This is a genomic window from Proteobacteria bacterium CG1_02_64_396 (genome assembly GCA_001872725.1).
Taxonomy (GTDB): domain Bacteria; phylum Pseudomonadota; class MNWR01; order CG1-02-64-396; family CG1-02-64-396; genus CG1-02-64-396.
Genome location: MNWR01000096.1, coordinates 1 through 21,736 on the forward strand (window position 1 = coordinate 1; position 21,736 = coordinate 21,736).

At 60.9% G+C, this 21,736-nt stretch carries 15 protein-coding genes and 1 pseudogene; 10 read left to right on the plus strand and 6 right to left on the minus strand.

What is annotated here, in order from left to right:
* A pseudogene (locus AUJ55_11485) lies at positions 1-274 on the minus strand (hypothetical protein).
* A 66-nt stretch (positions 275-340) separates the two neighbouring features.
* Between AUJ55_11485 and AUJ55_11490 the strand changes: the two are divergent.
* Positions 341-616 (plus strand): hypothetical protein, encoded by a 276-nt coding sequence (locus tag AUJ55_11490; GenBank protein OIO54755.1) that lies wholly within the window; start codon positions 341-343, stop codon positions 614-616.
* A 546-nt stretch (positions 617-1,162) separates the two neighbouring features.
* Here the strand turns inward: AUJ55_11490 and AUJ55_11495 are convergent.
* Positions 1,163-3,241, minus strand: a complete 2,079-nt coding sequence (locus AUJ55_11495) for a hypothetical protein (protein ID OIO54756.1) — start codon at positions 3,239-3,241, stop codon at positions 1,163-1,165.
* A gap of 193 nt (positions 3,242-3,434) precedes the next feature.
* Positions 3,435-3,644 carry a hypothetical protein gene (locus AUJ55_11500; protein ID OIO54757.1) on the minus strand — a complete coding sequence of 70 codons (210 nt, stop codon included), beginning with the start codon at positions 3,642-3,644 and terminating at the stop codon, positions 3,435-3,437.
* 13 nt (positions 3,645-3,657) lie between these two features.
* On the opposite strand from AUJ55_11500, the gene AUJ55_11505 reads away from it, so the two are divergent.
* The 5 genes from AUJ55_11505 (at position 3,658) to AUJ55_11525 (ending at position 10,966) form a co-directional block, all read left to right on the plus strand.
* On the plus strand, positions 3,658-4,974 hold the full coding sequence (locus tag AUJ55_11505) for a phosphoserine phosphatase SerB (GenBank protein OIO54758.1): 1,317 nt from the start codon (positions 3,658-3,660) through the stop codon (positions 4,972-4,974).
* A 300-nt stretch (positions 4,975-5,274) separates the two neighbouring features.
* Positions 5,275-5,781, plus strand: a complete 507-nt coding sequence (locus tag AUJ55_11510) for a hypothetical protein (GenBank protein ID OIO54759.1) — start codon at positions 5,275-5,277, stop codon at positions 5,779-5,781.
* Between the two features lie 105 nt (positions 5,782-5,886).
* Positions 5,887-7,548, plus strand: a complete 1,662-nt coding sequence (locus tag AUJ55_11515; protein ID OIO54770.1) for a hydroxylamine reductase — start codon at positions 5,887-5,889, stop codon at positions 7,546-7,548.
* A 666-nt stretch (positions 7,549-8,214) separates the two neighbouring features.
* Positions 8,215-8,454 (plus strand): hypothetical protein, encoded by a 240-nt coding sequence (locus AUJ55_11520; GenBank protein OIO54771.1) that lies wholly within the window; start codon positions 8,215-8,217, stop codon positions 8,452-8,454.
* A gap of 46 nt (positions 8,455-8,500) precedes the next feature.
* A complete protein-coding gene (locus AUJ55_11525; GenBank protein ID OIO54760.1) occupies positions 8,501-10,966 on the plus strand; it encodes a hypothetical protein in 2,466 nt (821 codons plus the stop codon).
* Positions 10,967-11,378: 412 nt separating this feature from the next.
* Here the strand turns inward: AUJ55_11525 and AUJ55_11530 are convergent, their stop codons facing one another.
* Entirely contained in the window at positions 11,379-13,211 is a 1,833-nt protein-coding gene (locus tag AUJ55_11530) for a hypothetical protein (GenBank protein OIO54761.1), read from the minus strand.
* A 979-nt stretch (positions 13,212-14,190) separates the two neighbouring features.
* Between AUJ55_11530 and AUJ55_11535 the strand changes: the two genes are divergently transcribed.
* Together AUJ55_11535 and AUJ55_11540 are read left to right on the plus strand one after the other, a co-directional pair.
* The gene (locus tag AUJ55_11535) at positions 14,191-15,114 is read left to right on the plus strand and encodes a hypothetical protein (protein ID OIO54762.1); all 924 of its coding nucleotides are present in this window, start codon (positions 14,191-14,193) and stop codon (positions 15,112-15,114) included.
* Between the two features lie 162 nt (positions 15,115-15,276).
* Complete coding sequence (locus tag AUJ55_11540; GenBank protein OIO54763.1) at positions 15,277-16,005, plus strand: protein phosphatase; 729 nt, start codon at positions 15,277-15,279, stop codon at positions 16,003-16,005.
* A 220-nt stretch (positions 16,006-16,225) separates the two neighbouring features.
* Here the strand turns inward: AUJ55_11540 and AUJ55_11545 are convergent, their stop codons facing one another.
* Both AUJ55_11545 and AUJ55_11550 read right to left on the minus strand, forming a co-directional pair.
* Positions 16,226-17,782 (minus strand): nif-specific transcriptional activator NifA, encoded by a 1,557-nt coding sequence (locus tag AUJ55_11545; GenBank protein ID OIO54764.1) that lies wholly within the window; start codon positions 17,780-17,782, stop codon positions 16,226-16,228.
* On the minus strand, positions 17,779-19,302 hold the full coding sequence (locus tag AUJ55_11550; protein ID OIO54772.1) for a nitrogen fixation negative regulator NifL: 1,524 nt from the start codon (positions 19,300-19,302) through the stop codon (positions 17,779-17,781). The genes AUJ55_11545 and AUJ55_11550 overlap by 4 nt, the downstream gene beginning before the upstream one ends.
* A 591-nt stretch (positions 19,303-19,893) precedes the next feature.
* Between AUJ55_11550 and AUJ55_11555 the strand changes: the two genes are divergently transcribed.
* Both AUJ55_11555 and AUJ55_11560 read left to right on the plus strand, forming a co-directional pair.
* The gene (locus tag AUJ55_11555) at positions 19,894-20,460 is read left to right on the plus strand and encodes a hypothetical protein (protein OIO54765.1); all 567 of its coding nucleotides are present in this window, start codon (positions 19,894-19,896) and stop codon (positions 20,458-20,460) included.
* Between the two features lie 446 nt (positions 20,461-20,906).
* Positions 20,907-21,659, plus strand: coding sequence for a cobyrinic acid a,c-diamide synthase (locus AUJ55_11560; protein OIO54766.1), 753 nt, complete (start codon positions 20,907-20,909; stop codon positions 21,657-21,659).
* Positions 21,660-21,736 lie beyond the last annotated feature (77 nt).

Here is a 21,736-nt window from a genome sequence, read left to right on the forward strand (position 1 = left end):
CCGTTCCATCGGCGGCGTTCACCACCAGCCTGGGGCTGCCCAGGTGGTCGGAAACAATCCGGTAGGTGACCCCGCCGCGCACCAGGTAATCGGGCACGTTGGCCTTTGAGCCGTAAACGAACAGGGAAACCACATTCCCCGCCCCATCCAATTCCGCCACCGGGTTGAGTTGATCCTGGTAGAGGAAGCCTTGGGTGAGCACCCCATCCACCTTCTTGCCCACCCGGCGATTGCGGCCGTCGATGATGTATTCGATGACGCGCCCAGTGGGCAACACCACCTCGGTCAGATTGCCAGGCAGGTCATAGGTATAGGTCGTTGTCCCGGATGGGGTGGTCTTGTGGCCCTCTATCTCGGCATGGCCGCGCTGGACAACAGCTCGGGCGATTATCGGGGCACGAAAAGCCCAAGACACGTCAACACCCGCGCCAAGGCGGCCATGATGGTCGCCGTGGATCGCCACCGGAAATGGGTGCCGGAATCCAAGCGCTACTACGAGAAAAAGCGGGCCGAAGGCAAAACCCACAACCAGGCCATCCGGGCCTTGGTACGGCATCTTTGCCGGGTCATTTTCAACATGCTCAAGCGGGGGCGGGAGTACGAAATCAGGGGCTGAAAAACGCTAAATCGGCTTGAAAATTCCAGCGGGATGTTCAGGTCTTGACATGCAATATTTTCGTCAGAGGCAGGCCCGTTTACTCGCGGAGTACCGGATTCCCAGAGGGAAGCGGTGATTCGAGGGAAGAATGTGGCATGTCAAGACCTGACCCCGATGCCTCCTGTGAGGCATGCGGCATATCAAGATCCGACTTCCACGTTTGCGTGAAATTAAATGCCCTCTCATCAAAATAAAATAACTACAGGCAGCTCTAAAGCCAATACAACTATAAATGCTATAGCAAAAAACACCGCATTGCTTTTTCCTAGCAACATTAAATGGAAGACCAACGAGTATAACAACCCATTTAGTACAGAAGCGATTAGCGCTAAAGCCAATGAAATTGCGGTACCAAAATAATACGTGCCTACCATGAGCACGTTGAACGGACCAATAATTAGTGTAAGTTTTGCGGGTAAATAAACACCGCATGCCAACCCTGACACCAATAATAAATTGGCTGCAGTTGCTACAATGGCAATCTTTTTAGCTGTTCTATATGCCTTACTGCACCGGGCATTCATTTGATGATTTCTCTTTGTTGAGTTGATCGATTGTATCAAACAAGCCTTCCGGTGTATTTATCGATGAATCAAAGTGGATTCCAGCAGCTGCCAGAGCACCCCTAACAAAGTCCACGCAGCTGTTATCATCAAGGTCGTACGGCCCAGGGGTAACTATATGAGTATTTATGTACTCGCTGAGTATTTGATCTTGGATGCTGTTCGTGTCGATCACTAAGGTTCTTTGGACTTTCATTAAATCATCGACATGTACTTCCCCTGCAACAGGATATAGCGCCAATGTATTAACTGTAGATGCGCTTGATGCAGGGTATTTCCCATATGTGATGGGGGTATTTGAGCCGATTCCAATATGTCCGAATGGGTTTAATGGTGACCCTTGATAAAATGAAACTCTAGTGTAAAGACCTAGAGCATCAATAAAAGATAAAGGATCCCCCAAAACATACCCATACAAATTCCCATCCCCACCCGCAAACAAAATGGGATCCTTCGCCGTCCACCGTCCCGTTTGCGGATCGTAATCCCGAGCTCCAAAGCGAATCAGCCCCGTATCCCGATCATCGATCCCGCCCGCAAAACCAAACGGTTGGAAGCCGGGGTTGCTGTCGTACAGCACATTCCCCCATTCGTCGTAATCGATCCGCTGCACCACATTGCCGTCGGCAGCATTCACCACCAGCCGTGGGCTACCCAAATGATCGGAAACGATTCGGTAGGTGACCCCGCCCTTCACCATGTAATCGGGCACGTTGGCCTTGGAGCCATAAGCGAACAGGGAAACCACATTCCCCGCCCCATCCAGCTCCGCCACCGGCTCCAATTGGTTTTGGTAAAGGAAGCCCTGAACGAGCACCCCATCCACCTTCTTGCCCACCCGGCGATTTCGGCCATCGATGATGTATTCAATCACCCGACCATCAGGCAGCACCACTTTGGTCAGATTGCCGAGTAAGTCGTAGGTGAACGTTGAAACTTGTGGATTCCCGTTTGCACGGGAATGACGCTGCAAAAGCTCCCCATTTTTCGTATAGGTGTAGGTGTTCCCCGCGTAATTGAGCAGCCGGTCTTGAACGTCCACCGTCGCCGTGATCGGTCCAAAGCGATCAAAACCACCCACCCGATTGCCGTTGGCGTCGAAGCTATAACTCGCCACCACCGCCCCGTTTTCCCTCACCTCCACCAGCCTGCTCGCCACGTCGTAGCCGTAACCGTAGGTGGTGGTCACCCCTTGAATCGTCTCACTTTTCTGCACGATGCGGCCCAGCAAATCCCGCACGTAGGTGGTGCTGATCAGGGCACTCCCGGCACCAACGGCGGCAAAACTGGCCACCTCGTTGTAGCGGTTGTAACCCTGGGTGGTGGCCACTAGCCCCAGCGCCGTCCCCACCAGATTGCCGGTGTAATCCTGCCGCGTCAGCAATAAATCGCCCGCTTGCAACAACGCCCCATCGTCGTTGTAGCGGTAATGGGTGGTTTGTCCACCGGCGCTGATGCTGCCCAGGCGCAGGTTGGCGTCCAGGGCAAAACCCACCGCGCCGCTCACCAACCCGCTGCTCACCTCCAGCACAGGCACCGGGCCATCGTATTGGTAATCCAGGGTTTGGGCCGCGCCGCCGGTATCGACCCGCCGAATCTGTTGCGGCAGCCCCTGCCCGCCGCAACTGCTGCATGTGCTGGCCCCGTAAACGATGTTCAGGCTGACATCGGGTAGCAACAAACTGTCCATGCGTCCGGCGGCGTCGTAGAAGAATTGCAGCGCCTGACCGTCGGGGCGGTCGATGCGGGTGGGTTGTTTGGCCCGGTTGTAGTGGTAGCGGGTGGCGGCGTCGAAGGGGCCAACTCCGGGTGGCTGGTAACCGGTGCTGCCATTAACGGCGTCGTAGTCGAAGCGGTGTTCCGGGCGACCGGGTGGCGTCAGCCCCACCAGATTGCCGTTGCCATCGTAGCGGTACAAGACGGTGCGGCCATCGGGAAGGGTTTGGCTCGTCACCCTACCGACGGCGTCGTATTCGTAACGGACGGTTTGGCCTCGGGGGGGGGTCGCGCTGGGCGACAACTTGGGTGAAATGCGCCGGTATATGGGTCCGATCCTACGGCGACATCGCTCCTTCCAATCATCCTGAAATTGTCGGGGACAAACCGCACAGGGCACATTGCGACGACCGGCTCTGCTCGTTCGCGCTCACCACAGGTCGCATCGGAGGATCGGCACAATTGAAAGGGGGCATGCCGGTTGTTCCTCCATTTCATCACAGCCCCGACCACTCCAGTTCATCACACGCCAACCCAACATCCTTTCCACACAAGTGGGCCACAAACCAACCGCCAGCCCAAGACTCGCCCAAATTGACATTCAACTGTCGGCCCTCCCCCTTTTTGCGCATAATCCTGAGCATCGTTGATCCGAAACCCAAATATCGGACCACATACTCCTCGTCAACCAGGCCTTTCGTCCCCATGTCCGAACCCCTATTGCTCAACTTCAACCTTTTGGTTGAATCCCCCGCCGATCCCCAAGCCCTGCTCAACGACGGCTTTCGCGGCGATGGCATCCGCATCACCCGGCGCCATTTGCTCACCCTCGATTCCGTCTGCCTGATTTCGGCCCACCTGCGGGTTAAAGGGGAGGAGCACCAGAGCGCTTACGAACAGGCGATGGCCCGGATCGACACCACTTTTGCCGGGGAAGGAATTGCGGTGCGTAGCCGCCCGGCCAGCCCCGGCGGCCGCATGATCGCCCTGGTGATGGCGCCGCGCATTGGTGGTCAAGCGCTGAAGGAAACCTGGGCTGCGCTGGACCGTGAGGGGTACGGCATCACCGGACACCGCTGGTTGTCGCAGCGCGACGAAGTCCAAGCGCTGGAGTTTCAAATTGAAGGGGCGCCGGTCGAGCCTGCCGAATTGACCCAGCGGCTGCGTCCCTGGGCCGAAGCGCAGGGGATCGACTTCATCGTTGTTCCCGAGGGGCGGGAGCGGCGGCGCAAGAAATTTCTGGTCATCGACATGGATTCGACCCTGATTCGGCAGGAGTGCGTTGACGAATTGGCCGCATATGTGGGCAAGCGGGATGAAATCAGCGCCATCACCGCCCGGGCCATGGCGGGGGAACTCGACTTCGAGACCTCTTTGCGCGAGCGGGTCCGCGCCCTCAAAGGGCTGACCGTCGCCGACATCGATAAGGTGTATGAAGAGCGGATTACCCTGCAACCGGGCGCAGAGCGGATGGTGGCGGCACTGCGCGGCGCGGGGATCGCCACCTGTCTGGTCTCCGGCGGCTTCACCCTCATCGCCGACCGCATTCGGGATCGCCTGGGGCTCAACGACTCGGTTGCCTGCACCCTCGAACTTGACGAAACGGGGACGCTGACCGGTGAAATCAAAGGGCCGGTGATCGATGCGTCCATCAAACGCAAGGCGGTTCAGGCGGTGGCCGATCAGGTCGGCGCCGATGCCCGCAGCGAGGGGATCGCGGTGGGGGATGGCGCCAACGATCTGCTCATGCTGCAGGCGGTCGATGCCGGGATTGGTTTTCATCCCAAACCACTGCTGATCGAGCAGGCTCCCTACACCATCGCCCGCGCACCGCTCGATGCGCTCCTGTACGTGCTTGGCTACAGCGACGAAGAGATCGACCACCTCATTAGCGCCCCCATCCCCACCCCCAGTCCCCGTCGCCCCCGCCGCCGTCGCCCGGGTCGTGGCAGAGGCGCCGAGGGTGAGGCGTCGGCCAACGATGGAGCGGCCAGCGAGGCGGCAAGCCAGCCCGCCGCCACCAGCGAAGCCTCTTAAACCAGCGACAACGTAGCGTTGCGAAAGGCCGCCCCCAGGGCGGCTTTTTCGTTGATGCCCCCTTTTCCATCCCTGCCCACCCCGGTTTAATCCATTCTGTTACCATGGTCGGATGTTGTTTCGCACACCCGACGTGCCCTGCAAAATGGAGAACATCTGGATGAAGCCAATCCACGGAATACCCTCCGAATCCCTGTAAACAACTGGAAAATGTTTATTTCGGTATAGCGGTACCGAATACGTTGACACTCCCCTATTTCGGAATTAGGGTTCCACTTTATAAGAAGTACGGAGGTCCACATGTTGAAGATCTCGGACGCTACCAATCTGGCGATGCACGCCATGGTTTACATCGCCGCCGTCAAGCACGGCGATCCGGTGCCCGTGGGAGAAATCGCCCAGGTTCACGGTGTCTCTGAGGCTCATCTGGGCAAGGTTTTGCAGCGTCTGGTCAAACTCGGATTACTCAAGTCGCGCCGTGGCCCCAAAGGGGGCTTCACTTTGGGCAAAGAGGCGGGGGCAATCACCCTGCTCGATATTTTCGAGGCGATAGAGGGTCCGGTGACCCCCATCGATTGTCTGCTGACCCGGCCCATCTGCGATGGGGGGCCCTGCATCATGGGGGGGCTGCTCAAGTCGGTGTACCGACAGGTGTTCGAACACCTCTCCACCACCCGGCTGTCGAGTTTTGTTCCTACCGAGGGTGGCGACCTGGAGCCCTGTTTTCCTGAAGGGGAGACCTGCGTCACCTGTGCCCCTCCAGCCACAACCAAGCCGTTTCCGATTCCGGTTCGTCCGGATTTTTAAGTCGCCGATCCTGGGTTCGCTCCCCGGGTCGGTGTCATCCTCGGCGCTTCGCATCTGTTGCGCAGGCCGTGGCCATCCACCTTCTTCGAGGAGCCGAACATGAGCATGTACTGCAACCAATGTGAGCAAACCTCCAAAGGGGTCGCCTGCACCGAGTCGACCCCCGCCCCTTGTGGTAAGAACCCTACAGTAGCTGCCCTGCAAGACATGCTGGTCTACGGTCTCAAAGGGATCGCTCAGTACGCCACCCGCGCTCGTACCCTTGGCGCCCGCGATGCCGAAATCGATTCTTTCGCCCTCGAAGCACTGTTTCTCACCATCACCAACGTCAACTTCGACGAAGAGGCCAACGCCCGCTTCGTCTACCGCGCCGCTGAGTTACGCGACCGGGCTCGCGCCATGTATCAAGCAGCCTGCGAACGAGCCGGTCAGGCCGCCGAGACCCTGAGCGGCCCCGCTGCCTGGAGCCCGGCCTCCGACATCGCTGGTTTGGCCGAGCAACACGAAACCTTGGCCAACCTCAAAGCACGCCGCGACGCCATCGGTGTGGATCTGGCCGGTCTCGAAGAGATGGCGCTGTTCGGCCTCAAAGGTATGGCCGCCTATGCACGTCACGCCGAAGAGCTCGGGCTGAAGGACGAAGAGGTCTACGCCTTCACCCACCAGGTGCTCGATTTCCTGACCCGCGACAACGGTCTGGACGATCTGGTCGGCATGAACCTGGAGATCGGTCGGGTCAACTTCAAGGTGCTGGGGATGCTCGACGCTGCCAATACCGGCGCCTACGGCGACCCGGTCCCCACCGAGGTCTCCACTTCAGCCAGGGCGGGCAAGGCGATCCTGGTTTCGGGCCACGACCTGAAGATGCTCGAAGAGCTGCTCAAGCAGACCGAGGGGACCGGCGTCAACGTCTACACCCACTGCGAGATGCTCCCCGCCCACAGCTACCCCGGCCTGAAGAAATACAGCCATTTGGTCGGCAACTTCGGCGGCGCCTGGCATGCCCAACAGAAGGAATTCGCCCAGTGGCCCGGCGCGATCCTGATGACCACCAACTGCATCATCGAGCCCAAGGATTCCTATAAAGACCGCTTCTTTACCGCCGGTCCCGTGGGCTGGCCCGGTCTGCAACATGTCGAAAACAACGATTTTTCACCCCTGATCGCCGCTGCCCAAGCCGCCCCCGGCTTTTCTGAGGACGAAGCCGAGGGTAACAAGCTTCTGTGCGGCTTCGGCCACAACACGGTGATGTCGGTGGCTGGAACCGTGATCGAAGCGGTCAAGGCGGGGGCGCTCAAGCATTTCTTCTTGATTGGCGGTTGCGACGGCGCCAAGAAGGATCGGGAATACTTCACCGATCTGGCGACCTCCGCCCCCAAGGATTCGGTGGTATTGACCCTGGGCTGCAAGAAATTCCGCTTCAACGACAAGCAGGCCGAATTCGGCGACATCGGCGGCATCCCCCGCCTGCTCGACATGGGTCAGTGCAACGACGCCTACTCGGCCATTTTGGTCGCCTCGGAGCTGGCCAAAGCCTTCGAAACCGACGTCAACTCCTTGCCTCTTTCGCTGGTGATCGGCTGGATCGAACAAAAGGCGGTCTGCATTCTGCAAACCTTGCTCTACCTGGGGATCAAGAACATCCGCCTCGGCCCCGGCCTACCCGCCTTCGTCTCCCCTGCCGTCCTCAACGTTTTGGTCGAAAAATTCAACATCACCCCGTTGGGAGATGCCCAAAACGACCTGCAGGCGATGCTCGCCTCGTAAAAGTCACCGTTTCCCTCTCAGGGGGATATGCACCAACTTGGCCGCCCCTCGGGGCGGCCTTTTTTTGGGATTCGATCCCCTACGGTAATGGAATGTCGGTTTCGAGACGCGGGAGGGTAGAAATGTCGCGGGGATGTTCGTATTGTGTCGATTAAGGTCATAAACTGGATTAACCGGGCTATTCAACGTGATCGAAAACCACGATCAATCCATTCGACGCGTCGCTGCACACCAATGCCCGTTCCACCACTGCAAAAGAGGCGAGTCATGAAACATCGCGGCATCCTTCTAGGACTGTTCGGGGCCTTCTTGACGACATTCATGGGGTGGGGGGCAACCGCCCAGGCCGATGCCAAGATGGGCGAGGCGATTTTCAGCACCATGTGCATCGCCTGCCATCCAAAACCGGGGACCGACGACGCTCATTTCAAGGCCCGCGCCGGGGTCGAACTTCGGGGGGTTTACGGCGGCGAATCCTCCATCGGGCTGGGTTTGATGACCGAGGAGCGGCTCAAGACCTTCATAACCAATCCAAAATCGCTTAAACCCGACACTCAGATGGTGGGAATGCCGCTCGATCCCACGGGTTTGCAAGATGTCGTCGATTACCTGGCCACCCTCGAAGACCCCGATACCGTCGGCGTACCCCACCAAATCCGCGTCTGCATGCGTTGTCACAACACCGACGCCACCATGAAAAAGAAGGTGGGCCCCCCCCTGTTCGGCGTCTTTGGACGCGCGCCCTCCATCGAGGGTGTGCCCTTCAAGCTTTGGGACGAGGCGGCATTGAATTCCTGGATTTCGGACCCCGCCAAGGTTAAGCCCCAAACCAAGATGAAGTTCCCCGGTTTCGACAACCCCACCGACCGTAAGGTGGTCATCGACTACCTGAAAACCCTCAAATAATCCAACCGCCCCCCCTACCCGCTGGGAGGGGGGGCGACCTTCCACGATGACCTTCGCGCCCTCGCCCCTCCGACAGCGTCTTACCTACCTGCTGGCCTTTACTGCGGTGGGGGGGCTGTTTATTGGGTTGGGGCTGTTCATGCTGCTGGCGCAGTGGAACGAGCAGGAGCGCATCGAATCGGGACTCGCACGCTACGCCGCCGTACTTGAACTTGAGGCGGTCGCGGTTTTGGATCTGAACGATCCCATTGCCGCCAGCCGCCTGTTGCGCCAGCGGCTCGCCCCCTCCCCCATCGCCCAGGCCGCCCTCTACATGGCGGATGGCAACCTCCTGGCCCATTGGGGTCGCCTCACCCCCCCCCGCCACGCCCCCTCGTTGGGCATGCACAGTTTCTGGTCCGGGGTTTCGCTGGCCGAAACGATCTACCGCGACGACCGCCCCATCGGCACGTTGTACCTTGAAACGCCGCGCCAGCCCTTGGGGGACAACGGCGCCACCTTGATCTTGATGGTTGTGTTTGCGGCGGGCGGTTTGATTGGGGTGATCCTTTGGCGCCCCCCCCTCCTGGTGCGCCGCCTCGATGGGGTGTTGACCGCCCTTCATCACCGCCTTGCCGCCCCCACCAAGTCCCCTCCTCCCCCTTTCGCCCCCAGCGGCGTGGCTGAACTCGACCGCTTGGTGCATCAGGCCGACGACCTGAACCGCCAGGCGCTGAGTGGCGACCGCCAGCAAATGCAGCAGACCGAGGCATTGCGTAGGGAGCTGGAGCAGTCGCGCCAAGCGCTGGAACAGCAAAGCCGGGATGAAGCGGTGGTGCGCGACAGCGAGGAGCGGTACCGCCGCCTGGTCGAGATCTCCCCCAATGCGGTCATTGTTCATAGTCAGGGGATCGTGACCTTCGCCAACCCCTCCGCCGCCCGGGTCATGGGGGTGAGCGATCCGGCCGAGTTGTTGGGGCGCAACGTCATGGACCATGTTCATCCCGACGACCGCCCCACCGTTGCCGAGCGCATCCGCCAGGCGATGAGCGAGGATCGCCCCACCGAGTTGATCGAGGAGCGCTTGGTGCGGGCCAATGGCGAGCTCTTCCCCGCCGAGGTGATCTCGACCCCGTTTCAGTTTGGCGATCATCGCTCGGTGTTGGTGGTTTTCCGCGATCTGTCGGAGCGCCGCCGCTCTGAGGAGCAATTGCAACGGCTGTCGCAATACGATCTGCTCACCGGATTGCCCAACCGGGGCTTTTTTCAAGAGCGGCTTGAGATGCACCTGGCCGGACTCAGCAAAACCCGGCTGCGCTGCGCCCTGATGATGATCGACCTGGACCGTTTCAAGGTTATTAACGAAACCCTGAGCCACGCGGCGGGCGATGCGATCCTGGCCATGGTGGCGCAACGGCTGGTCGAGTGTTGCCAGAACACCGAGGCGGTCGTGACCCGGCTGGGGGGGGACGAATTTGGGGTGATTCAACCCAGGGTTCGTCGCCCGCTTGAGGTGGCGATCCTGGCCGAGCGGATCCTCGCCGCCCTGGGGCAACCCTTCGCCGTCGAGGGCAAAGAGTTGCTGCTCGGCGCCAGCATCGGCATCACCCTGGCCCCCACCGACGGCGAGGATGGGGCGACCCTGATCCGCAACGCCGAATCGACCATGTACCACGCCAAGGAGCGGGGACGGAACAACTTTCAGTTCTTCGACGAGTTGATGAACACCCGGGCCTCCAAGCGGATGGCCATCGAGGCGAGCCTGCGCACCTCGATCAAGAACGGCGATTTTGAGCTCTATTTTGAACCCAAGGTGGCATTGAGCACCGGCAAGGTGGTGGGGGTGGAGGCGTTGATCCGCTGGCACCACCCCGAATTCGGGATGTTGCCCCCGGTTCAGTTCATCTCGATTGCCGAGGAGACCGGATTGATCCGTCCCTTGGGGGATTGGGTCTTGCAGCGGGCCTGCGAACATGCGGCGCAATGGGATCGTTGGGGTTGGCCGCCACTGCGCATCGCGGTCAATCTCTCGGCCCGGCAGTTCATGCAGGACTCCCTGATCGAAAGCGTGCGCAACGCCATCAACGATGCCGGGATCGATCCGGGGCGGATCGAGCTTGAGCTGACCGAATCGGCGGTGATGGAGCACGGGGAGCAAACCATCTCGACCCTGTTGCAGCTCAAAGAGATGGGGGTGCGGCTGGCCATCGACGATTTCGGCACCGGCTTTTCATCCCTGAGTTACCTCAAGCGTTTTCCGCTGGACACCCTCAAGATCGACCGCTCCTTCATCCGCGATCTACCTGAAGATCAAGACGACGCCGCCATCGTCACCGCCATCATTCAACTGGCCAAGGCGCTCAATCTGCGGGTGACCGCCGAGGGGGTCGAGACGGTGGAGCAGCTCGAAATGCTGCGGCATCAACCGGTGGAAGAGATCCAAGGCTTCCTGATTTCCCCCCCGATTTCAGAGGCCGATCTGGCCATCAAGCTTGAAGCCTGGAACCAGCAGTCGCCCCTGCCTCAAGCTTGAATCCTCTTTGATGCTGGGTTGAAGATCGAATCCGGCCTTTCGCGATGCGGCAAAGCAATGCCCCCCTCTGCAAGATCGCAGCGCCGCCCCAACCGTGCCTCAACCGAAACACACCAGCTTCGCTTCGGCGACAGAAGTCGCCTCCCACAAGCAAAGGCGGAATTCAGGGGGTGGGTGGAAGCCCGGATATGGGGATTCCGCGATCCATCGGCCAAGCCCACAAGCAAGGGTGGAATTCAGGGGGTGGGTGGAAGGGTGTTTGTGGGAGCGGACTTCTGTCTGCGAATGAGGGGGGGACTGCATCACCCTCCCCTTGCCAAAGCCCCGAACGGCACCATCCCCACATCACCAAGAACCCCAATCCTTTTTCGTGGAAGCTCGTCTCTTGGGTGGTAGCGGGTATGCCTTCGACCTAATACCCCGCGCTGTGGCTGAACTCCTCCAGCCCCACAGCGCCCCATTGCTCGGGGGGGATTTCGTGGCTTTCGGGGACGGTGATCCACTGGGGCAGCCACTCAATTCGCGACAAGGGGCGCATCCCGGTCTCGTAATGCAGGGTCAGCCGCCCCAACACCCTTGGCCCCTTCCAACCGACCAACGCCGATCCCGTGGTGTGCAGCCGAAGCACCCAGCGCCCCCCCCCATCATCCACGCGACTCCACCGCCCAAGTTCGGGGCCGAAGGCGTCCAACTTAGGCAGCGGCGGCACATGAGCAAGGGTTTCAGGGGCTGAAAGGAGTGAAAGCAGATCGAGCCAGCGGTAGGGCGGTTGCCGGATAAAACCGACTTTTTGAGCAATGGTGGCGACCCGATCGGGGGGGTCGAGTACCACCCAGACCCCTGGCTCCCCGCTGCGGGCCACCAACGCCTCGTAGGCGACCCCCTCCACCACCGTCACCGGCGCCACCTGCACCCCAGCGGGATGCAGGCTCCAGCCCAGCAGCAGCAGCCCGGTCACAATCCCCGCCAGCCCCCCCACCGTCGACGAGCGCAGCTCGGGGTGGCCTCCAATCGGGACCAAAACCGCAACCACCAAAGGAGCGGCGGCAAAAGCGGCGACCCAGGGTAGGTCGTCGCTGGCAACCAAACCCAAAATCCAGGCCGAGCCAAGCCCCAGTACCAGAGTCGAGACCACCAGCACCGAGTCGATCCAGCGCCCCACCGCACTGGCCAGCGGTAGCGCCATCAAGATTCCCCCCACCACCAACGGTCCCAACCAAACCATGCCCACCACCGACCAGGGCAAGGGGGAGGCGACGCCGGCCAGAATTCCCCAAAACGCCAGCATGCCCAGGCGAATGGCATGGTTGCGGTCACCATCGCGCAGCAGTAATCCACCGGCGACCAGCGCAGAAAACACCACCGGTCCGGGGGCGAAGACCGCCTTGAGAATGTTGGCCACCGTCCCCATGTCTGTAGGAAGCAGCCAGGGAAAGGGGATCTCAGGAGGCGAGAAGTCGATGGCGGCGACCCCGAGCGCCCCGAACAGGGCCAGCAGGGCGACGGTGCGCAGGTGGGGGACCGATGGATCGAGCAGCCCGTCGACCAGAAGAGCGGCAAAGCGTAGCGGGTGGGTGGGGTGGCGCTTGAGATGCCGGCGGGCCCAAACCACCCCACCCAGTCGGGCCGCCCGCCCCGAACGGCGGGTCCAGTGCCAGCCCAGCGAGATCAGCCATAGCCCCAGCCAAAAGGCGCCGATCAACACCCCGAGCAAAATCGCCAGCCGGGTGCCGACGTTGCTGGCTAGGGTCAACCCCTGCCCGAGCACAATACCGGGGAAGAGGTACGCGGGGGCCCAGGCGACGGCGCTGAGCAGGTTGACCGCCACGAAACGACCGGGGGGCATGGCGAGCATCCCCGCCACCAGGGGGATCACCGGTCGAACCGGCCCGACAAAGCGTCCAAAAAGGATACTTTTGCCCCCATGCCGATGGAAAAACCGCTCCCCTTTTTCGATCAGTGGGCGCCAGCGCTCCAGTCGGGGGTGCTCCTTCAGTCCGGGACCGAAGTGCCGTCCCAACCAAAAGCTGATGCCGTCCCCCGCCACCGCTCCCGCTATGGCCACCACCAACACCGGTCCCAGAGGCAATGCGCCGGTGGCGACCAGCATGCCCGACACCACCATCATCGCCGCACCGGGAAAGGCGATGCCGACGATGGCCAGCGATTCGAGCAGGGCGATCAGGAAGACGAAAAAGAGGGACCAGCCGACATGGGCCGACAAAAACGGGACCAATCCCGCCATCCAGGAGGGGATCGCTTCGGGGGTCACGAGATGGAGCGGGGGAAGGTGAAGTGCAGAAGGGTCATGGCGTGAAGGTTAGTGAGGCGGGGGGCGTCTGTCATGGGGCAATCGACATCCCACCACCCCATGACCGCAGCCGATTTCGGCATAGGTGTGCGCCCCCGGCGCAATGCTATTTCCCGGGTGTAACCACTGCCCCAGATTTAGGGGAAACGCCGATTGAAGGCATCCTGCCTTGAATCGGCACGCTGCGCCAACACCAAAAGTAGGCGCCCTGAGGCGGCGATGGTTTTGGCTTCGCTTGCAAAATCAGCAGAGCTTCGGCGATTCAGGTCGCCTCCTACTGACGTTCCTGATTTTGGCGACCCATCCCTGGGTCGCTCGGAAGCGCCCATCAATCAGCGCTTCCTTAGGGAAACGCTGATTAAAGGCTCCTGCCTTGAATCGGCACGCTACGCAAAAAACGTCGTTTTTGCTTCGCTTGCAAAATCAGTCACTTACGTTCCTGATTTTGGCGACCCATCCCTGGGTCGCTCGGAAGCGCTAATCAATCAGCGCTTCCTTAGAAGGGTGATTGGAACGCCGGACTTCCCAGCATTTGTAGTCGTCATGGGGTCAATCTTGCGGTGCCGATGCCTTTCGTGGCCGTGTCGAGGTCGGGGCGACACAGGTTGCCTCTTCATTCGCGGACTGAAATCCGCTCCCACAAAACGCACCCCCCACTGGACCGGCCCAGCCGTGGGATGCGACCTCTGTCGCCGACGCGAAGCTGGTGAGCCTCGATCCAAGCAATAACAAGGAAAAAGGTTTGCTCCCACGGTGGGTCGCTTTCACTTGCGCAACCCCTTGCGATCCACCCCCCTCATCGCCAACAAAACCGCCCCCATCCATGCAACGACGACCGCCCCCCTTGACCCCATCCCCATTCCCATCAAGATCGGTTCAGGTTCGTTCACCCCCGGCACCCCAGGAGGCCGCCATGCAGCGCTCCATCAACGATCTGCTCAGCCACTACGTCATCGACCCCCCCACCATCGCGCTGCTGGCCCGCCTGGCCCCCCATATGGAGGGGGGGGCCGACGGGTTGGAGGAACGGTTTTACGACACCCTGCTCTCCCAACCCGAAACCGCCCGTTTTCTCAACAACACTGCGATTCTGGCCCGCCTCAAACAGCACCACCGCACCTGGTTTCTCTCTCTCTTCACCGGCCCCTTCGACAACAGCTACCTACGCCATCTACAGCGGATCGGCCAGACCCATGTGCGCATCGGATTGCCGGGTAGGGCGGTCAACGCCGCCATGAATCTGGTGCGGACCTTCTGCATCGAACAGATCTGCCATTGGAGTCAAAGCGAAGAGGAGCGGATGCAGGCCATCGTCGCGGTCAACCGCATGCTGGACCTGCACCTGGATGTGATGACCGCCAGCTACCGCGAAACCGAGCTGCGTGGCCAGCTGGTCAACGGTCGGATCATGGGGGGACTGATCTTCCTGGGGACACGTGTTTTGCTGGCCCTTCAGGTGGGGATGGTGGTGGCGCTGATGATGGTGGCGCTTGGGGTGGGGGCGCTTTTTGCCTTCGACCTGCTTTCGGTCTTCACCGGGGACCCCCACCTGGGTCTGGTCTCGGCGTTGGGTTCGCTGCTGATTATGTGGACGGTGCTGGAGCTGATGGACAAAGAGGTACGCCACCTCAAGGGGGGGGAATTCCCCATCACCGCCTTCCTGGCGGTAGCAATGGCCGCCATGGTGCGAGAAATCCTCATTGCGGCCCTCTCCCACGATTCGAGCAATAAGGATTGGGTCATGGTGGGAGGGTTGCTGGCGCTTGGGATGGTGTACTACCTGGTGAACCGCGCCAATGCGCCCAGGTTGGTTAGCGAGGAGAGGCGCCACGGCTGACCTCCCCACCAAAGTGCAACCTGTCAACGCGGCCCGGTCGTTATCGCACGGCAATCAGAGGACAGGTTTTCATGACGTGATTGGTTACCTCGCCAATCGAGAAAAAATATTGAGCATCCAGCGTACGCAGGTTCCTTCCCCCCCCCAATCGGAGAAGCATGGATGAAAATAGCTTTGATTTCGGACGTTCACGGTCATCACACCGCCCTTCGAGCCGTCCTGGACGACATCGAGCGGGAGGGGGTTTCCGAAATCGTCTTTTTGGGGGACTTGGCAACCCTCGGCCCCCAACCGCGTGAAACGGTCCAACTGCTCCGATCTTTGAATTGCCCCTGCATCATGGGCAACCACGACGAATTCATGTTGCGACCCGAACTGGTCGAGACCTACACCAGCGCACCCCCCGTCGTTGCGGCCATCCACTGGTGCCGCGAGCAACTATCCCCCGACGAGCTATCGTTCATCGAGACCTTCCAGCCCAAGTTGGAGCGGTCCCTCGACGACGACCACAAGGTTTTGTTGTTCCACGGCACCCCGACCTCCCACACCCGCGATGTGCTGTCCACCACCCCGGCGCCCGATCTCGACCGCATCCTCGCCGGAGTTCAGGCCAGCGTAGTGGCGGGGGGGCACACCCATGTCCAGATGCTGCGCCAGCACCGGGGGACATGGGTCGTCAATCCGGGAAGTGTGGGGATGCCGTTTCGGGAGTATGTCTACGGAGGGCCACCAACGGTGTTGCCCCACGCCGAATACGCCATTTTAGAGGCAAATCGCGGGGGGGTACGGGTCGATCTGCGGCGGGTGGCGGTGGACCGCTCGGTGGCGGTTCCGGCGATACAGGGCTGTTCCAACCCAATGCGGGATTTGTTGCTGTTGCAATACGCCTGAGCGTTGGCAGGTGCACGGCTTCCACCATCGGCGGAAAACACCGCGCGTTCGCCACGCTGCAAACCCAGAACAATCCCGACAGAACACCCCCTCCAAAAACCACCGGTTCCCAGCAAAACCATCCCCCACATCAACAAAAATCCCGGCGCCACCACGGTCACCGGGATTTTTGCTTTTACAGCCCAAAGAATGAAGGAAGGGCCGATTGAATCGGCGCTTTCTAAAACCGCTTCATGCGAATGTTCAGCGTCTTCACCCGGTAGGCGATCTGCCGTGGAGTCATGTTGAGCAGCCGAGCCGCCTTGGCCTGCACCCAGCCGGATGCCTCAAGAGCGGCGACCACCCGTTCGCGTTCCGACAGGTCGGGATCGTCGATGTCGGCGCTCGGGGCGCTGGGGGCTAAGCCAGGGGTGGGGGATTCGGGTTCGAATTGACCCATCGCCACCGTGTCGCGGTCGATGGTCGCCCCCGAGGTCATGATGGCGGCCCGCTCCAGCCGGTTTTCGAGCTCGCGCACGTTGCCGGGCCAGTCGTAGCGCAGCAGGGCACGAATGGCGTCGTCGTCGATGTTTAAAGGGCGCCCCTGCCGCTTGGCCAGCTTGGCCACCAGGAATTGGGCCAGATCGGGGATGTCCTCTTTGCGCTCGCGCAGGGGGGGCAGGAAGATCGGCATGACGTTCAGCCGGTAGTAGAGATCTTCGCGGAACATCCCCTCGGCCACCTCGGCCTCAAGATCGCGGTTGGTCGCGGCGATGATGCGCACGTCGACCTTCAGGGTTTCGCTCCCCCCGACCCGCTCGAATTCCCCCTCTTGCAGAACCCGCAGCAGCTTGGCCTGAAACGCCGCCGAGATTTCGCCGATTTCGTCCAAAAACAGGGTGCCGCCATCGGCCAGTTCGAAGCGCCCCTGGCGCCGGGTCGTTGCCCCGGTGAAGGCCCCCTTCTCGTGACCGAAGAGCTCGCTCTCAAGCAGGTTGTCGGGCAAAGCGGCGCAGTTCAGCCGAACGAACGGACCGCCGGCCCGGGGGGAATGGTAGTGGATGGCGCTGGCGATCAGCTCTTTACCCGTCCCCGATTCGCCACGAATCAGCACGGTGGTGTCCCACTTGGCGACCTGGCGCACCAGGTCGAAGGCGCGGCGCATCGGGACCGAGCGTCCCACGATGTTGTCGAAGCCGTACTGCCCCTGCACCGTGCGGCGCAGCCGGTCGCGCTCCTCGGTGAGCGACTTGCGCTCCAAATCGACCTGCCGCGACAGCCGCACCGCTTGAGCCACCAGGGTGGCGACCATCTCTAGGAATTTTGCCCGTTCGGGGAGCAGTCCGTCGGCTCCGGTCTTGGGTTGGGCCGCCAGGATGCCGACCGTCTTTCCTTCGACCTTGATCGGGGCGCCGATGAAGGGGATCAGGGCGTCGTAGAGGCCGAGCCTGCCCAAGAAACGGGGATCGGTCCCGATCTTTTCGACCACCGTCATCTGCCCACTGCGCAACACCTCGCCGAAGATTCCTTCCCCTTGCTCGTACTTGGCCTGCCGCACTCGGCCCGGATCGGCCCCATAAGCGGCGGTGATCGACAAGACGCTGCGATCGGAATCGAGCAGTCCGACCGCGCCGCGCAACATCCCGGCATCGTGGTGCAGCACCTCAAGCAGTCCGCTTAGGGTTTTTTCAAGATCGAGGCTGCGTCCCAGCACCTGGCCGACCCGAAACAACGCCTCCAGCTCTGCTTCGATCAGCAGACCGCGGCGGGAGACCGGCATGGATGGGCTGTCGTTCATGAACGCCCCTCCTGATCGACGGGAAGACGGACCACCACCCTGCAGCCGGGGCTGTAGTCGAGAGCGATCCGCACCGAACCGCCGTGTTCGACCGCGATCTCCTGAGCGATGACCAGCCCCATACCGGAGTGCCCCTTGCCCTGCTTGGTGGTGAAGAAGGGCTCGAAGACCCTAAAGCGCATCGCCTCGTCGATCCCAGGCCCGCTGTCTTGAATGGCAATCTCGACCGCCCCGTCGACCTCGGCGGTGGCAATGCGCAGCTCCCGGTCGACCCAACCCCGGGTGCTCATGGCGTCGATGGCGTTTTCAACCAGGTGGCGCAGCAGGGCGATCAAGCGGTGCTCTTTGCCCGCCACCACCGGCAATTTGGCGGCCGGAGCCCAATCGACCACCACCCCCTCGGTCAACAGACGGGGGGTGAGCAGGGTCAGGACGTCGCGCAGGATTTCGTTGGGATTGAGGGGGGTGAAGCTGCCGCCCGAATTAGAGGGGACGCAGCCGCGCAGTTTCTCGATGGTCGACCGCCCCCCCTGCAACGCTTGCAGGAGGACGTCGCGGATCGGATCAAGCGCCGGATCGCCACTGCGCCGCTCCAATATCGAACTTGCCGCATTAAGCATGTTGAGCGGCATCTCCATCTGGAAGATCGCCCCCAGCAGGGTTTCGCGCAGCCCTTGGACCAGCTCCTCCTCGGCCAGCAGCGCCCGCAAGGCGCTCATCCGCACCGTCTCTTGCTGGCGATGGATCTCGGTGATCTCACGGATGATGAGCAACAAAAAGTCTTGCTCCTTCTCAACAAAGAAGCTGTCAGGATCGCCGGTTCTTTCGCGGAACCAGCTGCCGGAGCAGGCGAACCAGCGCTCGGCCCGACCTGGCTTTTGCCCCCGTACCTCAACGTTTTCAAAACCGCGACCGGTTTCGACCGTCACGTTTTCGCGCACCCGGTCGAGCATGTAGCCGGAGAGTTCGGGGATCCCCAATTCCGAAATCAGCTTTTTGTAGGCCAGGTTTTCAAGAACCACCTTGCCGTCGCCATTGAGCAGGGCGATGGCCGAGGGGCTGGCGTCGATCATCGATTCGATCAGCCCCTTCTGGTTGAGCACCTCCCGTTGCAGCTTGTGCAGGGTGGTGATGTCGCGGTGTAGCCCCAGGTAGTGGGTCGCCGCCCCGGTCGCATCGACCACCGGCACGATGGTCAGGTCGGCCAGGTAACGGCTGCCATCCCGCCGTCGGTTGACCACAACCCCCTCCCAGGTCTTCTTGGCCTGTAGGTGGCTCCACATATCGCGGTAGACCGAACGGGGGGTCGAGGGGTCGGAGAGGATCGATTCGTTGCGACCCACCACCTCGTGGGTCTGGTAGCCGGTGACCTTCTCAAAGGCGGGGTTGACGTAGAGGATGTCGGCGGCCAAATCGGTGATCGAGATGGCAACCGCCGCCTGCTCCACCGTCTGGTGGTACAGATGGGGCGGCAGCCCCCCCGCCCTTGAGGCCAGAGTGCCGCGCAAACAGGCCAGCACCGCCTCGGGGGTACCCGGGGGGGGGGCGTCGAGGAAGAGTTGCAACGCTTGCAGGTCGTCCGTGCGGTTGCTGGAAGGAATCGAAGCCATGGAGCCCCCTGGTCGGCGTGGTGGAATGGGGGGCTCTTCGCAAGGAGTGCACCAACGATGCAAATGTCGGTTGTAGCTGGTTTTCTTAGTGATTCGATTACGAATGTCGCATGAATTGCACAATCGATGTGCTTAGAACGCTCCTGCGGCACAAGGATGTCGCTTTTACGACAGGAGGGGATGGGGTGGGTGCGCAGGGCTGAGTCGCGGGCGCGATCCGACCCGCCCCGTGGCCCAACTTTACCAAGATGGGCGGGGTCGCCGCCCGCTGAAGAGGTGTGCCTTCCGGAGGAACGCGCTGCGTCGCGTCCGTCTTTCGCCCACAGGTAAATACCGGCCACGACGCAGCACCCCTTTCAAAGGGCAACACCTGGAAACCTGGGTTCCTACAGATTCTGCTTGGATTGGTCGCCACCATCCGGTTTGCTTGAGGCCACTGAGGTTCGCACCACCCCCGCCCCTGGAGTCCCCATGCCCCGAATAGGCCCCCAACTGCTTCCCATGGCCCTCATTTGGGCGTTGCCCCTTCCGGGCACCGCCGAAGTAGGGCCGTGGTCGCTGACCGTCTATACCGGGCAGTACTCCAACGACCCTCTGTTGGAGGGGATCATCCTTGGCGTCGAAGGGATCCATCTAGAAGACAGCCATCTGCATACCGTCGCCCTGGCCAAAACCATGAGCGACCCCAATACCTTCTGGCAGTGGGAGATCGAGGGGCAATTTGCTCAAAACGAGGGGCTGCAACGCAACTGGGAGACCAACCTGCTGGCCATCTTTCGTTGGAACACCTTCCTTTGGGAGCGCTGGCTCCCCACCACCGTCGCCATCGGTGAGGGGTTTTCATATGCCAGCCAGAATCCCTACCTCGAACAGGCACACCACGAACCTCGGGGCACCCACCGCACCCTGAATTACCTGCTCTTCGAGATCACCCTCGCCCCCCTGATCGCCGAGGGACACTGGAGCTTGGTTGCACGGATCCACCACCGCTCCGGCGTCTTCGGTCGCCTCCACAACGTCTGGGGGGGATCGGACTACGTCGGCACCGGAATCAAGTTCGTTTTTTGACCGCCAAAGGCACTTCACCCCCCTTGACAACCGATTTTTATACACACCGCCGAGACTTAGCCGCGTCAAGCGAAATTTCGGCACAAAACCCTCTGTCCCGCGCCGCAAACAAAAAAATAAACTTGTTTGTTTTCAACTACTTGAATCGCATTGCCCCAAACCTGTGCATTTGCACCCGATTCGTTGCCCCGCCACGACTTAGCCCCCTCTTCATCAGGTTATTCACATTGTTTTCCACAGTTTGGGGTAACAGAGCGTGCGGTTGTCCGAACCCTTTTATGACCAAAGGGTTACCACTTTTTGCCAAACCCAGGCGTGGGGTTGACGGCGCCTTCGCGGGGGGGCAGGGTAGCTCTTGAGCTTGACTTTACGACGCCCCGACAACCTGTCTTCCAATGCGGTTTCGAGGTCTCCCCCACGCGCCCCAACGCCCCAGGAGTCCACCCATGCACGTCCTTGCCCTGTACGCCATCAAAGGGGGGGTTGGTAAAACCGCCACCGCCGTGAACCTGGCCTACGAATCGGCGCGCGAGGGGCGCAAAACCCTGCTTTGGGACCTCGATCCCCAGGGGGCCTCGACCTGGTATTTTCGGATCAAACCCAAACTCAAGGGGGGGATGAAGTCGCTGGTCAGCAAGAAGGGACACAACCTTGAGGATCAGATCAAAGCGACCCAGATCGACCACCTCGACATCGTTCCCGCCGACTTCAGCACCCGGAATCTCGATTTGGCGTTGGGCGATGCCAAAAAATCTGAAAAGCGCCTGGCCATGGCGCTCGATTCCCTCAAAGGGGAATACGACGTTGTGATCTTCGATTGCCCCCCCAGCATCTCTTTGGTGAGCGAAAACGTCTTTGTCGCCTCCGACGCCTTAATCGTCCCGATCATCCCAACCCCGTTGTCGCTCAACACCTATCGGCAGGTCGAGACCTATATCGGCGAACACCGTAAAGAAAAGGTCGATCTGTTCCCGTTTTTTTCGATGGCCGACCGGCGCAAGAACTTGCACAAGTCGATCATGGCCGAGCTCCCCCTTGAGCTGCCGAATTTGCTCAGCACCGTCATCCCCTACTCGGCGGTGGTTGAAAAAATGGGGATCGAACGGGCGCCGGTCGGTGCCTTCGATCCCCGCTCCCCCCTCACCTCGGCCTACATGGATTTGTGGGAGGAGATCCGAGGCCGCACCCTGATCCGCTAAGGAAACGCCGATTAAAGGACTCCTGCCTTGAATCAGCACGCTACGCAAAAAGAGTTTTTTTGGCTTCGCTTTCAAAA

Bases quoted from the DNA above. Each gene is read 5' to 3' on its own strand.
- AUJ55_11500 (OIO54757.1), bottom strand. From the start codon at position 3,644: ATGGGGACGAAAGGCCTGGTTGACGAGGAGTATGTGGTCCGATATTTG.
- AUJ55_11510 (OIO54759.1), top strand. From the start codon at position 5,275: ATGTTGAAGATCTCGGACGCTACCAATCTGGCGATGCACGCCATGGTT.
- AUJ55_11515 (OIO54770.1), top strand. From the start codon at position 5,887: ATGTACTGCAACCAATGTGAGCAAACCTCCAAAGGGGTCGCCTGCACC.
- AUJ55_11520 (OIO54771.1), top strand. From the start codon at position 8,215: ATGCGTTGTCACAACACCGACGCCACCATGAAAAAGAAGGTGGGCCCC.
- AUJ55_11525 (OIO54760.1), top strand. From the start codon at position 8,501: ATGACCTTCGCGCCCTCGCCCCTCCGACAGCGTCTTACCTACCTGCTG.
- AUJ55_11530 (OIO54761.1), bottom strand. From the start codon at position 13,211: ATGGCGGGATTGGTCCCGTTTTTGTCGGCCCATGTCGGCTGGTCCCTC.
- AUJ55_11535 (OIO54762.1), top strand. From the start codon at position 14,191: ATGCAGCGCTCCATCAACGATCTGCTCAGCCACTACGTCATCGACCCC.
- AUJ55_11540 (OIO54763.1), top strand. From the start codon at position 15,277: ATGAAAATAGCTTTGATTTCGGACGTTCACGGTCATCACACCGCCCTT.
- AUJ55_11545 (OIO54764.1), bottom strand. From the start codon at position 17,782: ATGAACGACAGCCCATCCATGCCGGTCTCCCGCCGCGGTCTGCTGATC.
- AUJ55_11555 (OIO54765.1), top strand. From the start codon at position 19,894: ATGGCCCTCATTTGGGCGTTGCCCCTTCCGGGCACCGCCGAAGTAGGG.
- AUJ55_11560 (OIO54766.1), top strand. From the start codon at position 20,907: ATGCACGTCCTTGCCCTGTACGCCATCAAAGGGGGGGTTGGTAAAACC.